13 protein-coding genes and 2 riboswitches are annotated in these 13,059 nt (G+C 72.4%); of the genes, 7 read left to right on the top strand and 6 right to left on the bottom strand.

The annotated features are described in order from the left end of the window. The first annotated feature begins 120 nt into the window (after positions 1 to 120). The 3 genes from E1286_RS04100 to E1286_RS04110 all read left to right on the top strand — a co-directional run bounded on the left by E1286_RS04100 (position 121) and on the right by E1286_RS04110 (position 4,836). Entirely contained in the window at positions 121 to 741 is a 621-nt protein-coding gene (locus E1286_RS04100; protein WP_111175690.1) for a MerR family transcriptional regulator, read from the top strand. Between the two features lie 84 nt (positions 742 to 825). Next, a riboswitch (glycine riboswitch) is annotated at positions 826 to 922 on the top strand. Beyond that, positions 923 to 1,017, top strand: a riboswitch (glycine riboswitch). A 57-nt stretch (positions 1,018 to 1,074) separates the two neighbouring features. Further along, positions 1,075 to 3,906, top strand: coding sequence for an aminomethyl-transferring glycine dehydrogenase (gene gcvP / locus E1286_RS04105; RefSeq protein ID WP_132608926.1), 2,832 nt, complete (start codon positions 1,075 to 1,077; stop codon positions 3,904 to 3,906). Positions 3,907 to 4,026: 120 nt separating this feature from the next. After that, positions 4,027 to 4,836, top strand: a complete 810-nt coding sequence (locus E1286_RS04110) for a tetratricopeptide repeat protein (protein ID WP_132608927.1) — start codon at positions 4,027 to 4,029, stop codon at positions 4,834 to 4,836. A gap of 6 nt (positions 4,837 to 4,842) precedes the next feature. On the opposite strand, the gene E1286_RS04115 is transcribed toward E1286_RS04110, so the two are convergent. Further along, the gene (locus E1286_RS04115) at positions 4,843 to 5,187 is read right to left on the bottom strand and encodes a hypothetical protein (protein WP_132608928.1); all 345 of its coding nucleotides are present in this window, start codon (positions 5,185 to 5,187) and stop codon (positions 4,843 to 4,845) included. A gap of 81 nt (positions 5,188 to 5,268) precedes the next feature. Between E1286_RS04115 and E1286_RS04120 the strand changes: the two genes are divergently transcribed. Next, complete coding sequence (locus tag E1286_RS04120) at positions 5,269 to 5,859, top strand: alpha/beta hydrolase family protein (protein WP_132608929.1); 591 nt, start codon at positions 5,269 to 5,271, stop codon at positions 5,857 to 5,859. Between the two features lie 21 nt (positions 5,860 to 5,880). Here E1286_RS04120 and E1286_RS04125 read toward each other — a convergent pair whose 3' ends face one another. Then, entirely contained in the window at positions 5,881 to 6,072 is a 192-nt protein-coding gene (locus E1286_RS04125) for a DUF5999 family protein (protein WP_132608962.1), read from the bottom strand. Positions 6,073 to 6,272: 200 nt separating this feature from the next. Continuing rightward, on the bottom strand, positions 6,273 to 6,833 hold the full coding sequence (locus E1286_RS04130; RefSeq protein WP_165969556.1) for a TetR/AcrR family transcriptional regulator C-terminal domain-containing protein: 561 nt from the start codon (positions 6,831 to 6,833) through the stop codon (positions 6,273 to 6,275). Between the two features lie 115 nt (positions 6,834 to 6,948). On the opposite strand from E1286_RS04130, the gene E1286_RS04135 reads away from it, so the two are divergent. Then, a complete protein-coding gene (locus E1286_RS04135; protein ID WP_132608931.1) occupies positions 6,949 to 7,347 on the top strand; it encodes a hypothetical protein in 399 nt (132 codons plus the stop codon). A gap of 53 nt (positions 7,348 to 7,400) precedes the next feature. Here E1286_RS04135 and E1286_RS04140 read toward each other — a convergent pair whose 3' ends face one another. From E1286_RS04140 to E1286_RS04150, 3 genes are all read right to left on the bottom strand, one after another. Continuing rightward, positions 7,401 to 8,735, bottom strand: a complete 1,335-nt coding sequence (locus tag E1286_RS04140) for an RNA polymerase sigma factor (RefSeq protein ID WP_132608932.1) — start codon at positions 8,733 to 8,735, stop codon at positions 7,401 to 7,403. 178 nt (positions 8,736 to 8,913) lie between these two features. Further along, entirely contained in the window at positions 8,914 to 9,231 is a 318-nt protein-coding gene (locus E1286_RS04145; RefSeq protein WP_132608933.1) for a hypothetical protein, read from the bottom strand. Between the two features lie 43 nt (positions 9,232 to 9,274). Continuing rightward, positions 9,275 to 10,423, bottom strand: a complete 1,149-nt coding sequence (locus tag E1286_RS04150; protein WP_132608934.1) for an AMP-binding protein — start codon at positions 10,421 to 10,423, stop codon at positions 9,275 to 9,277. A gap of 82 nt (positions 10,424 to 10,505) precedes the next feature. Between E1286_RS04150 and E1286_RS04155 the strand changes: the two genes are divergently transcribed. Further along, the gene (locus E1286_RS04155) at positions 10,506 to 11,399 is read left to right on the top strand and encodes an o-succinylbenzoate synthase (protein WP_246074432.1); all 894 of its coding nucleotides are present in this window, start codon (positions 10,506 to 10,508) and stop codon (positions 11,397 to 11,399) included. Beyond that, complete coding sequence (gene menD, locus E1286_RS04160) at positions 11,396 to 13,057, top strand: 2-succinyl-5-enolpyruvyl-6-hydroxy-3-cyclohexene-1-carboxylic-acid synthase (protein ID WP_132608935.1); 1,662 nt, start codon at positions 11,396 to 11,398, stop codon at positions 13,055 to 13,057. Before E1286_RS04155 ends, menD begins: the two co-directional genes overlap by 4 nt. Positions 13,058 to 13,059 lie beyond the last annotated feature (2 nt).

A 13,059-nucleotide genomic window follows, 5' to 3' on the forward strand; every position in this document is an offset into this window, starting at 1 on the left:
CGCGCCGAGCCGGATCGTTGACTGAGCATGGTCACGGTCCTACGGTGCAAGTGAAACCCGTGGCCGCACTTTACAAACCCCCAGATCAGGCCACGGGATGAGAGAAAGCCGGAGGTCCGCGTGGCGGTCAGCAGCGGCGAGGGTAAGACGGCCGGCCAGGAAGATCCGGTGCGGCGCGAGAGTGCGCGGCAGCGTGCCGGGGAGCAGGGCCTGCTCTTCGACGAGCAGCCGGCGACGCTGCCGGACGACATCGGATACCGCGGGCCGACGGCCTGCGCGGCGGCCGGCATCACTTACAGGCAGCTCGACTACTGGGCGCGCACGGGCCTGGTCGAGCCCACGATAAGGGCCGCACAGGGCTCGGGCTCGCAGCGCCTCTACAGCTTCCGCGACATCCTGGTGCTCAAGGTCGTCAAGCGGCTCCTCGACACAGGAGTGTCGCTGCAGCAGATCCGCACGGCCGTGCAGCACCTGCGTGACCGCGGCGTCGCCGACCTCGCGCAGATCACCCTCATGAGCGACGGTGTCAGCGTCTACGAGTGCACCTCCGCAGACGAGGTGATCGACCTGCTCCAGGGCGGCCAGGGCGTGTTCGGCATCGCGCTCGGCCGGGTCTGGCGAGAGGTCGAGGGCTCCCTCGCGGAGCTGCCGGGGGAACGCGCGGCGGTCGAGGACACCGTCCCGGCCGACCACCCCGCTGACGAACTCGCCCGCCGGCGCCGCGCTCGCCGCATCGGCTGATCCGGGCTCCCGCGACAGGCCGGCGAACCCGGCCGATCCTCACTATCCCGGCGCACCGTAGTAATCTAGGACGGGTAAGGCTGACGACCCCGTGCGGGAGAGTCCCCGGGCACTGATCCCGGGGCGCCGAAGGAGCAACCCTCCCCGGAATCTCTCAGGCATCCGGTACCGCTGGGCGAGGCAACTCTGGAAAGCAGGCGCGTCCGCCAGACGCGCCTCACCGACGGTGCAAGCCCCACCGGGGTGAAGCTCTCAGGTCCCGTTGACAGAGGGGGAGATCCGGCACTCGCCCGCGCCCTGGCGCCGGTCTCCATAGCCTCGGGAGGCACCTCCATGACCGACCTGACCGCACCGCCCTTCTCGTCCCGGCACATCGGGCCCTCGGAGTCCGAGCAGCAGCGCATGCTCGAGGCCGTCGGCTTCGAGTCCGTGGCGGACCTGGTGGCGGTGGCCGTGCCCGAGGCCATCAGGGCCAAGGACAGCCTCAAGCTGCCCGCCGCGATCGGCGAGGCCGAGGCCATCGCCGAGCTGCGCGCCCTGGCCGGGCGCAACCGCGTGCTCACCTCCATGATCGGCCTGGGCTACTACGACACCGTCACGCCCGCCGTCATCCGGCGCAACCTGCTGGAGAACCCGGGCTGGTACACCGCGTACACGCCGTACCAGCCGGAGATCTCGCAGGGCCGTCTCGAGGCGCTGCTGAACTTCCAGACCGTCGTCTCCGACCTCACCGGCCTGCCGGTGGCCGGCGCGTCCCTGCTCGACGAGGGCACGGCCGCCGCCGAGGCCATGACGCTGGCCCGCCGGGCGGGCAAGTCGAAGAGCTCGGTGTTCGTGATCGACGCCGACGCGCTGCCGCAGACCAAGGCCGTGCTGGCCACCCGCGCCGAGCCGCTCGGCATCACCATCGTGGAGCACGCGCTGGACGGCGAGCTGCCCGAGTGCTTCGGCGTGCTCGTCCAGTATCCGGGCGCCTCCGGGCGGGTGCGCGACTTCCGCGCCGTGGCCGCAGCCGCGCACGAGGCGGGCGCGCTCGTCGTGGCCGCCGCCGACCTGCTGGCCCTGACGCTCGTGGCCGCCCCAGGGGAGCTGGGCGCCGACATCGCGATCGGCTCCTCGCAGCGGTTCGGCGTGCCGTTCGGGTTCGGCGGGCCGCACGCCGCCTACATGTCCGTACGCGAGGGGCTGCAGCGGCAGCTGCCAGGCCGCCTGGTCGGCGTGTCGGTGGACGCCGACGGCGGCCCCGCCTACCGGCTGGCCCTGCAGACCCGCGAGCAGCACATCCGCCGCGAGAAGGCCACCAGCAACATCTGCACCGCCCAGGTCCTGCTCGCCGTCATCGCGAGCATGTACGCCGTCTACCACGGCCCCGAGGGCCTGCGCCGCATCGCCCACCGGGTGCACCGGTACGCCGTCGTCCTGGCCGACGGGCTGCGCCGGGCCGGGGTCGAGGTCGTGCACGACGAGTTCTTCGACACCGTGCTGGCCCGCGTGCCCGGCCGGGCCGCTGAGGTCGTGGCCGCCGCCGCCGAGCGGGGCGTCAACCTCTGGCAGGCCGGCGCCGACCACGTCTCCGTCTCCTGCGACGAGAAGACCGGCGCCGCCGAGATCGCCGAGGTGTGGGCCGCCTTCGGCGCGCCCGCCGCCGGTGTGGACATCGAGGGCGCCGCCGACGCGCTGCCTCACACGCTGCTGCGCGAGAGCGACTACCTCACCCACCCCGTCTTCCACCAGTACCGCTCCGAGACGGCGATGCTGCGCTACCTGCGCAAGCTCCAGGACAAGGACATCGCCCTCGACCGCTCCATGATCCCGCTCGGCTCCTGCACGATGAAGCTGAACGCGACCACCGAGATGGAGCCCATCACCTGGCCGGAGTTCGCCGCGATCCACCCGTACGCGCCGGAGGAGCAGTCCGAGGGCTACCGGGAGCTGATCGGCACGCTGGAGAGCTGGCTGGCCGAGGTGACCGGCTACGACGCCGTCTCCATCCAGCCGAACGCCGGCTCCCAGGGCGAGTTCGCCGGCCTGCTGGCCATCCGCGCCTACCACCGCGCGGGCGGCCAGGGTGAGCGCGACGTCTGCCTCATCCCGTCCTCCGCCCACGGCACGAACGCCGCCAGCGCCGTCATGGCCGGCATGCGGGTCGTCGTCGTGGCCTGCGACGACAACGGCAACGTCGACCTCGCCGACCTCGACGCCAAGATCGCCAAGCACCGTGACGCCCTCGCGGCGATCATGGTGACGTACCCGTCGACGCACGGCGTGTACGAGGAGACCATCACCGAGATCTGCGAGAAGGTGCACGAGGCCGGCGGCCAGGTGTACGTCGACGGCGCCAACCTCAACGCCCTGGTCGGCCTGGCCAAGCCGGGCGCGTTCGGCGCCGACGTGTCCCACCTCAACCTGCACAAGACCTTCTGCATCCCGCACGGCGGCGGAGGCCCCGGCGTCGGCCCGGTCGCGGTGCGCGCGCACCTGGCCGACTACCTGCCCGGCCACCCGCTGCGTGACGGCGCCCCGGTCGGTCCGGTCTCGGCGGCCCCGTACGGATCGGCGGGCATCCTGCCGATCTCGTGGGCGTACGCCAGGATGATGGGCGGCGAGGGCCTCAAGGCGGCCACCGAGCAGGCCATCCTGTCGGCCAACTACCTGGCCAGGCGCCTGGCCCCGCACTACCCGGTGCTCTACACCGGCCGCGGCGGCCTGGTGGCGCACGAGTGTATCGTCGACCTGCGCCAGATCACCAAGGAGACCGGCGTCACCGTGGACGACGTGGCCAAGCGGCTCATCGACTACGGCTTCCACGCGCCGACCATGTCGTTCCCGGTGGCCGGCACGCTCATGATCGAGCCGACCGAGAGCGAGGACCTCGGCGAGCTCGACCGGTTCGTCGACGCCATGATCGCCATCCGCGGCGAGATCGCCAAGGTGGCCTCCGGCGACTACGACAAGAGCGACAACCCGCTGCGCAACGCCCCGCACACGGCCGCGGCGGTCACCGCTGACGAGTGGCCGCACCCGTACACGCGCAGCGAGGCGGCCTACCCGGTGCCGTCGCTGCGCGACGGGAAGTACTGGGTGCCGGTGCGCCGCATCGACCAGGCCTACGGCGACCGCAACCTGGTCTGCTCCTGCCCGCCCCTCGAGGCGTACGAGGACTGAGCCCGCGCGCCGAAGGACCGGCCGGGGCGACCGATCCGGCCAGTCCTTCGGCGGCAAGTGGGCAGACATGATCGCCGGAAATCGTTAGGCTCGGGGCGACCGTCGCCCCGAGGAGCCTCCTTGACGTCATCAGAGCTGCAGACCTCGCCCCTCGACACCGCCCGCCTGCTCGCCGAACGCGGAGACCTCGAGGGCGCCGCCGCCATCCTGTCCGAGCTCGCCGCCGACCACGAGGAGCCCGACCGGGCGCAGGCCGCCGTCGGGCTGGCCGTGGTGCTGGAGCAACGCGGCGAGGTCGAGGCCGCCAGGGCCGCCGCCCGCACCGCGCTGGCCACCGGGCATCCCGAGTTCGCCGCCCAGGCCGCCTGCCACCTCGCCCAGGGCTTCGAACGCGAGGGGCGCGACGACCAGGCCAGGGCCGCCTGGCAGGCCGTGCTGGGCGTCGGCACGGCCGCGTACGTGCCGCTGGCCCACCTCGCGCTGGCCCGGCTGGCCGTGCGGGCGCAGAACCTGGAGGAGGCCGAGCGGGAGTTCCGCGCCGCCATGGAGACGAGCATGGAGGCAGGTGACGAGGGGGTCGGCGCTCACGCGGCGCAGCAGCTCGCCGACCTGATGATGGAGCACGGCGAGCCGGGGGCGGCCGCCGAGGTGCTGCTGGACGCCCTGGAGTTCGCGCCCGCGGACGAGATGCCGGGGCTGCGCGTCCAGCTCGGTATCGCGCATCTGGAGCTGGCCTGCGCCGAGTTCGCCGAGAGCCTGGAGGACGGCGCCGACCCGCGCACGGGCGCCCTGGCGATCGAGCTGCTGGCGCGCACGCTTCCGCTGCGCGGGCGCGCCGACGACGCCGACCGGGTCTGGACGTACGGGCTGGAGCACGAGGACGAGACGCTGGCCGCGGAGGTGCGGCTGCGTTACCAGCGCGACGCCTGACCGGTCTCAGGTGCGGCGGATGATCGCCACCGCGGCGGCCACGTTGATGACCACGATCGCCAGCCACACGATGAACAGGCCGACCCCCCCTGCCTGCGCCGCCCCGATGGCCGTCAGCGGGATGCCGAGGCCCATCGAGCCCAGCGCGAGCGGGATCAGCTGCGAGGCCGGCGGCTTCCTGCGCGGGGCGCCCCCGTGGTGGTCGAGCTCCGCGCGTACGCGGGCGGTGATCGTCGCGTCGATGCGGTCGACGAATGAGTCGATGAGCGCGGGCTCGTAGTCGGGGCCGAGGTCGCGGCGCGCGTCGAGAGTGGCTTGCAGCTCGTCCCGTAGCGGGCGTGTGTCTGGCATGAGTGCATCATCCAGCCTGGGAGCCTCGCCGTCATCAGACCTGAGAGCCAACTTGGCATCCTCCCCAGGTACGGTGCTGGCATGCAGGTGATGACGCCGCGGGGGCCGGCGCTGGTCGAGATCGACGAGGCCGCGCGGCCGCGGCTGCTGCTGGTGCTGACCCACGGGTCGGCCGGCGGCGTCGACGCTCCCGACCTGCTGGCCGTCCGCGACGCCGCGCTCGCCGTGGGCGCCAGTGTGGCCAGGGTGACCCAGGCGTTCCGGGTGGCGGGTGCGCGGGCGCCCGGCTCGCCGGCGCGGCAGGACGAGGCGTGGGAGGCCGTCCTGGACGAGTTGCGTACGCGCCTGCCCGGTTTGCCCGTCGTGCAGGGCGGGCGGAGCAACGGGGCGCGGGTCGCCTGCCGTACGGCGAAGGCGGTCGGCGCGGTGGCGGTCGTGGCGCTGGCCTTCCCGCTGCACCCGCCGGGGAAGCCGGATCGCTCCCGGGCCGGCGAGCTGCGTGGCGCCGGAGTGGACGTGCTGGTCGTCAACGGGGACCGTGACCCGTTCGGCGTGCCGGACGCCGAGGACGCCGCGCGCCTGGTGGTGCTGCCGGGGGAGGGGCACGACCTGAAGCGTGACCCCGCCCGGGTGGGTGAGATCGTGGCGGAGTGGATCACCCGCTACGCGTAGCCGGGATCGCCTCCGGGTGGATCAGACCGCGCCGGCCACGGGCCGGTGCGGCGCGATGACGATGCCGCTGGGCAGCAGCTCACCGGTGTCCTCGAACAGGACGACGCCGTTGCAGAGAAGGCTCCACCCCTGCTCGGGGTGGCAGGCGAGGGTGCGTGCCGCCTCGCGGTCCGGTGCCTCGGCGTCCGGACAGGGTGGGTCGTGCGGGCACATCATCGTGCCTCCGGATATCTCGTGGGTGCTCCCGGTGACCTGGGGTGGGAGCCTGGCTCGGGTTGTTCCTGGCAAGTGTGCGACGCGTGCCACGCGTTCGGACATAGCCCCTTTTGACTGTTACAGGAGGATCCCCGGAACGTGTGACCTTTGACACAGCGTGCCTTATGCAGGATAACGGGCCAAGCGCGACACGCGCATCACGTTTGCAATCCCTTGAGCAAAGCGTCGAGTCCGCGCTCGAAGTCCATATCGGCTCTTTCGTCCCGCCTGACCCACTGGTCGACCTCGGGGTCGGCCCAGCCGGACTGCTGCACCTCGACGGCCACGCTGCCGAACACGAACGCCCGCAGCGCGCGTACGGCCTCGGCGGCGTTGTCCAGGCCAGCCTCGGCCAGTTGCTCGGTCTGCTCCCTGACGGCCACGGCGGTGGCGCCCTTGGGCGGTTTGGTCAGCGCCAGCGCGAGCACGCCCGGATGCTCGCGCAGCAGCTCACGGCCCGCCCTGCACCACGCCTTGGCCGTCTCCTGCCAGGTGGGGCCCGGCTCGACGTGGACGGCCGTGACGTGCTCGGCCAGGGCGTCCATCAGCGCCTCCTTGCCCCGGGGGAGGTGGTGGTAGATCGCCATGGCCTCCACCTCCAGGGCGTCGCCCAGGCGGCGCATGGTGAGCCGGCGCAGGCCCTGGCTGTCGGCGATGTGGAGCGCGGCCTCGATGATGCGCTCGCGGGAGAGGGGGACGGACGGTCGTTTGGCGGGCATGGTGATCATCTTACTATGTAAAGGCGGTCGCTCCGGGGCGATTTCCGCCCGTGTCGCGCGACGGCGTACCCTTGCCGGTGAACGAGTGAACGTACAGCGTGAAGGGGCCGGTTCGATGGCGTTTTTCCGTCCGCGGGTGAGCCGGGAGGCAGAGGTCCGCTACCACGCGGACCAGGAGATCTCCAAGGGGTTCCCCGAGCTGCTCGACAAGGCCCGCGAGGCCGAGGCGACGCTGCGTGAGCTGCGTGCGGCCGGGGCCGACGACCTCGAGCTGATGGCCGCCGGCATCGCCTTCGACAAGGCGCTGACCGAGGCGCTGCGGGCGGCGGAGGCGGGCCAGCGGGCCACGTTCGGCGTGAAGTCCTACGACGACCGCATCGCGCGCCGCAAGGCCAAGGCCACGCCGGCCGGGGCCATGTGGACCTCCGAGGTCGAGCGGCTGCGCACGCTGCGCGAGGAGAACCGGATGTGGGGCATCCCGAGGATCCCGCGCCCGGTCCCCGCCACCCGCTAGCGTCCCAGGACGTGAAAGAGCCCCGGCCGGGGAGGCCGGGGCTCTTCGGTGTCTCAGCTGGCCCAGTCGAGCAGCGGGCGCGTGTTGCTCGGGTGGCGCAGCTTGGAGAGCGACTCCTTCTCCAGCTGGCGGATCCGCTCCCGGGTCAGGCCCAGGTGCTTGCCGATCTCGTCGAGGGTGTGCGGCTTGCCGTCCACCAGGCCGAAGCGCAGGGCCATGATCTTCGACTCGCGCGGCGAGAGGTTGTCGAGCACGCCCCGCAGCTGGTCGCCCAGCAGCTGGCGGTCGACGATCTCCGACGCCTCGGGCGAGTCGACGTCCTCGATGAGGTCGCCGATCGTGGTCTCGCCGTCCTCGCCGATCGTGGCGTTCAGCGAGATCGGCTGGCGGCTCGTGCGCAGCAGCTCCTCGATCTGGTCGGGGGTCTTGTCGAGCTCGACGGCCAGCTCCTCGGGCGTGGGCTCACGGCCCAGGCGCTGGTGCATGTCACGCTCGATCCGCGACAGCTTCGACAGCATCTCCAGCACGTGCACGGGCAGCCGGATCGTCCGCGCCGAGTCGGCGAAGCCGCGCTGGATGGCCTGCCTGATCCACCACATGGCGTACGTGGAGAACTTGAAGCCCTTGGTGTAGTCGAACTTCTCCACCGCCCTGATCAGCCCCAGGTTGCCTTCCTGGACGACGTCCAGCAGGGACATGCCGCGGTCGGTGTACTTCTTGGCCACCGAGACCACCAGGCGGAGGTTGGCCTCCAGCATGTGGTCCTTGGCCTCCTTGCCGTCCTCCACGACCATGTACAGGTCGCCCTTGAGGGACTCCGGCAGGTCGGGCTGGGTCTCCAGCTTGTACTCGGCGTACAGGCCTGCCTCGATCCGGCGGGCCAGCTCGACCTCCTGAGCCGCGGTGAGCAGCGTGCGGCGGCCGATGGACTTCAGGTAGGTGTGCACCGAGTCGCCCATGACGGACTGGGTGTCGTCGAGGTCCATCTGCTCGTTGTCGACGTCCTCGGTGAGCGCCACGTCGTCGGGGACGTCCTCCAGGTGCTCGGGCTTGGGCTCCGATGGGGTGACGCCCTTGGCGGCGTCGGCGGGTTTTGCCTCCGCGGCCTTGCGGCCGGTAGTCTTCGAGCGCGAGGTCTTCTTGGTCGTCGCCGTGTTCTTCTGGCTGGTCTTCCTGGGGGCAGTGCTGGGGGACGCCTCGTTCTCGGCGGCCAGGCTCACGCCGGCCTCTGACAGTTCCCGCAGGATGGTGCGGCCTTCAGAGGGGCTGATGCCTGTCTTCGCGAACGCGTCACGCAGCTCCGCCAGAGAAAGGTGACCCTGGGCTCGCCCTCGTTCAAGGAGCTGGTCGAGAGTTACTGGTGGGGTCGCCACGGCGGTTCTGGGCATGAGGACACCTCCTCCGTACGGAGTCGAAGCGATCAGGCTTGTTGTGGTGGGGCGGCTTCGTTGCTCGCACGGCGCACCAGTAGCAATAACGCCAATCGCCGTCATTTGTTCCCGTGCGCACGTTGCAGGGTAAAAAAGGGACAGAACGCCCACTGTGCCAACCGTGCGCGGCCCGGAGTTATTCCGCGAGCTGCTCCTCGTCCAAGGTGATCACCGGCATCGGCATGGGCTCGGCGTGCTCCATGCGCTCGTCGGTCCAGTGTTCGAGGACCTCGCCGGGGTTGGGGTTGACCTCCGTCGAGACGACGATGTCGTCCTCCGACGGCCCTGCGGACGGGGTCGTCGAGCCCTGCGGGGCCTTCTCCACCACGGCCCGGGTCTCCCTTGCCACCTGGTCGAGCTTGCCCGCCGAAGCGGCCGCCGCGACTGAGGCTCCCCCGACGACGATCACGCCGACGATGGCCGCGGATGCCCACATCTTGCGGGTCTCGTCCATAAAAGGCTCCCTCCTTCTCCCTCTATGACGCAGCCGCAACTCGTCAGGTTCCTGCCCTCAGGCGCATCAGGTCGGTTTTGCCGTTGGGCAGCAGGGGCAGCTGGGGAACCAGCCGCAGGCCGCGGGGCGCCGCATGCGGGGGAAGCCTATCGCGGCAATATGCCCGCAATTGCGAAAGCGTGGGGGGCGTGTCGGGGCTGACGGGGACCACGACGGCGGTGACCGCCTCGCCCCATTCGGGGTCGGGCGTGCCGATCACGGCCACGTCGGCCACCTCGGGGTGGGTGGCGAGGACGGCGGTCACGGCGCCGGCCACGACCTTCTCGCCGCCGGTGTTGATGACGTCGTCGGCCCGGCCCAGCACGCGCAGCCGGCCGCCGTGGAGCTCGCCCAGGTCGGAGGTGACGAACCAGCCGCCGTCCAGCGGCATGGGCGGGTCGGCGAAGCGGTAGCCGGAGAACAGCACCGCCCCGGAGATCCTGATCAGGCCGTCGTCGCCGATTTTGAGATCTACGCCGTAAAGGGGCAGGCCGTCGTACACGCAGCCGCCGCACGTCTCGCTCATCCCGTACGTCGTGACGATCCGTGCGCCGAGGTCGCGGGCCTGATCGAGCAGCCCCGCACGGGGCGTGGCGCCGCCGAGCAGGATCGTCCTGAACACCGACAGGTCGGCTCCGAGCTCGACCAGCCGGTGGAGCTGGGTCGGCACGAGCGAGACGTGGTCGGCGCCCGAGGACAGCACCGCGTGCGGGTCGAAGCCGGAGTGGATGATCGGCTCGCTCCCTGACAGCAGGGCCCGGACGAGGATCTGGAGGCCGGAGACGTGGGCGACGGGCAGGCAGCACAGCCAGCGATCGCCCTTCGAGGCCTCGACGCGGCGCAGCGAGGCCGCCGCTGAGGCCCGCAGCGCCGTGGCCGACAGCATCACGCCCTTGGGGGCGCCGGTGCTGCCGCTGGTGGCGATGACGACCGCGACGTCATCGGGGACGCCGGCCCCGCCGTCGAGCGGCTGCCCGTCGGCGTGGGTGGGGCGCAGCGAGGCGATCGCGCCGGTGGAGTGGCCGGGTGACAGCGGGAGCACGGCCGGGCCGTCGCCGTCGAGCGCTTCGCGGATCGCCGTGAAGAGGGCGGGGCCCGGAGGCTGCACGAGGGCGTGCAGCGGGCGGTCCGGATGCGACGGGTTCCTCCACATGCTCGTAAGGTTAGTGGCGACAGTTTCGAACACAGGCGCAGGGAGGGTCGTGACGCGTTCTCCCGTGGTCTTCCGCATCCCGATGCGTACGCGGTTCCGGGGGCAGACCGTCAGGGAAGGGGTGCTGCTGCACGGCCCGGCGGGGTGGGGCGAGTTCTCGCCGTTCCCCGAGTACGGCCCGCGCGAGTGCGCCCGCTGGCTGGCGTGCGCCCGTGAGGCGGCCTTCGAGGGCTGGCCGGAGCCGGTGCGCGACCGCGTGCCGGTCAACGCGACCGTACCCGCGGTCGACCCCGAGCAGGCCTACGACATCGTGCGCCGTTCCGGGTGCGGCACGGCCAAGGTGAAGGTGGCCGAGCGCGGTCAGACGTTCGACGACGACGTGGCCCGGGTGGAGGCCGTACGCGACGCGCTGGGCCCCTCGGGCAAGCTGCGCGTCGACGTCAACGGCGCCTGGGAGGTCGACGAGGCCGTGCGGCGCCTCAAGCGGCTCGACCGCTTCGACCTGGAATACGCCGAGCAGCCGTGCGCCACGCTGGAGGAGCTGGCGGCGGTGCGCCGGGCGTGCGACGTGCCGATCGCGGCCGACGAGTCCATCCGCAGGGCGGAGGATCCGCTGCGGGTGCGGGCGGCCGAGGCCGCCGACATCGCCGTGGTCAAGGTGCAGCCGCTCGGCGGGGTGCGCGACGCGCTGCGGGTGGTGGAGGCGTGCGGGCTGCCCGCGGTCGTCTCCAGCGCCGTGGAGACGTCCGTGGGGCTGGCCGCAGGGGTGGCGCTGGCGGCGGCGCTGCCGTCGTTGCCGTACGCGTGCGGGCTCGGCACGATGTCCCTGCTTGCGGGCGACGTCGTGGAGGACTCGCTGGTGCCGGTGAACGGTGAGCTGGCGGTCCGCCGTCCCCCGGTGAATTTTCAGCATTTGTCGGCATTTGAGATCGAATCTCCCCAGTGGCTTCGCCGGATGCAGGAGGCGTCACGTTGAACCCCGCCACCGCGCTCGCCACGGTGCTGATCGACGAGCTGGTGCGCTGCGGCCTGACCGATGTGGTGCTGGCGCCCGGCTCCCGCTCCGCCCCGCTGGCCATGGCGCTGCACGCCGAGTCGCGGGTGCGGCTGCACGTCCGCATCGACGAGCGCTCGGCGTCGTTCCTGGCGCTGGGGCTGGCCAGGCGCTCCGAGCGGCCGGTCGCGCTGATCTGCTCCTCCGGCACCGCCGCCGCCAACTTCCACCCGGCCGTGATCGAGGCCGCCGAGTCCGGCGTGCCGCTGCTTGTGCTGACCGCCGACCGCCCGCCCGAGCTGCGCGGCACCGGCGCCAACCAGACGATCGACCAGCTCAAGCTGTACGGCGCCGCGGCCCGCTGGTTCGCCGAGGTCGGCGTGCCGGAGGACCGGCCCGGCCAGGTGGCCTACTGGCGGTCGCTGGCCTGCCGCGCCTACCAGCGCGCCGCCGGCCCGTACGACCCGGGACCGGTCCACCTCAACCTGGCCTTCAGGGACCCGCTCGTCCCCGACGGCGACCCGAGCTGGTGCGAGCCGCTCGAAGGCGCGGCGGGCGGGCCGTGGGTGCGCGCCCGGGTCGCGCCGCCGCCCGTCGCCCTGCACCTCCCGCCCACCCGGCGCGGCGTGCTCGTGGTCGGCGACGGCGCCGCCAACGTGCGCCGCTACGTCGCGGCGGCCGGCATGGCCGGCTGGCCGGTGCTGTCGGAGCCGAACGGCGGCGGGCGCTACGGCGACCACGCCATCTCCACCTACCACCACCTGCTCGGCACGCCGGAGTTCGCCGGCGCCTACCGGCCCGACGTGGTCGTCACGCTGGGCCGCCCGGGGCTGTCGAAGCCGCTGCTGGCCTGGCTGCGGCAGGCCGGCGAGCACATCGTGGTGGCGCCCGGCCTCGACCGCTGGCCCGACCCGACCCGCTCGGCCACGCAGGTGGCGCAGGCCGTGGAGATCCCGGTCGCCGCGGGCGACGACAGCTGGCTGAACGCCTGGCGGCAGGCCGACCGGGCGGCCAGAGGGGCGGTGGACGAGGTGCTCGGCCTGTCGGGCACCAGCGAGCCGCGCATCGCCCGCGACCTGGCGGACGCGCTGCCGAACGGTTCGCTGCTGTTCTGCGGCTCCTCGATGCCGATCCGCGACCTCGACCAGGCCATGCGGCCCCGGCGCGGCCTGCGGCTCATGGCCAACCGGGGCGCCTCCGGCATCGACGGGCTGGTGTCCACCGCGATGGGGGCGGCGCTGGCCCACAACGGGCCGTCGTACGCGCTGATGGGCGACCTGTCGTTCCTGCACGACCAGAACGGGCTCGTGCTCGGGCCCCGCGAGCCGCGGCCCGACCTGTGCCTCGTGGTGGTCAACAACGACGGAGGCGGCATCTTCTCGCTGCTGCCGCAGGCGGCCGTGCGCGACCCGTTCGAGCGGGTCTTCGGCACGCCGCACGGCGTGGACCTCGGATACGTCGCCGCGGCGACGGGCACGCCGTACACGCTGGTGGGCGACGTCAGCGAGCTGCCCAAGGCGCTGCGCGGCGAGGGGCCGCGGGTGGTGGAGGTGCGTACGGACCGCGAGGAGAACGCGCTCGTGCACGCCCGCCTCACCGAGGCCGCGCAGCAGGCCGTGCGCGCGTTCCTGGCGGGCTGAGT

It is taken from the genome of Nonomuraea terrae (assembly GCF_004348995.1).
Taxonomy (GTDB): domain Bacteria; phylum Actinomycetota; class Actinomycetes; order Streptosporangiales; family Streptosporangiaceae; genus Nonomuraea; species Nonomuraea terrae.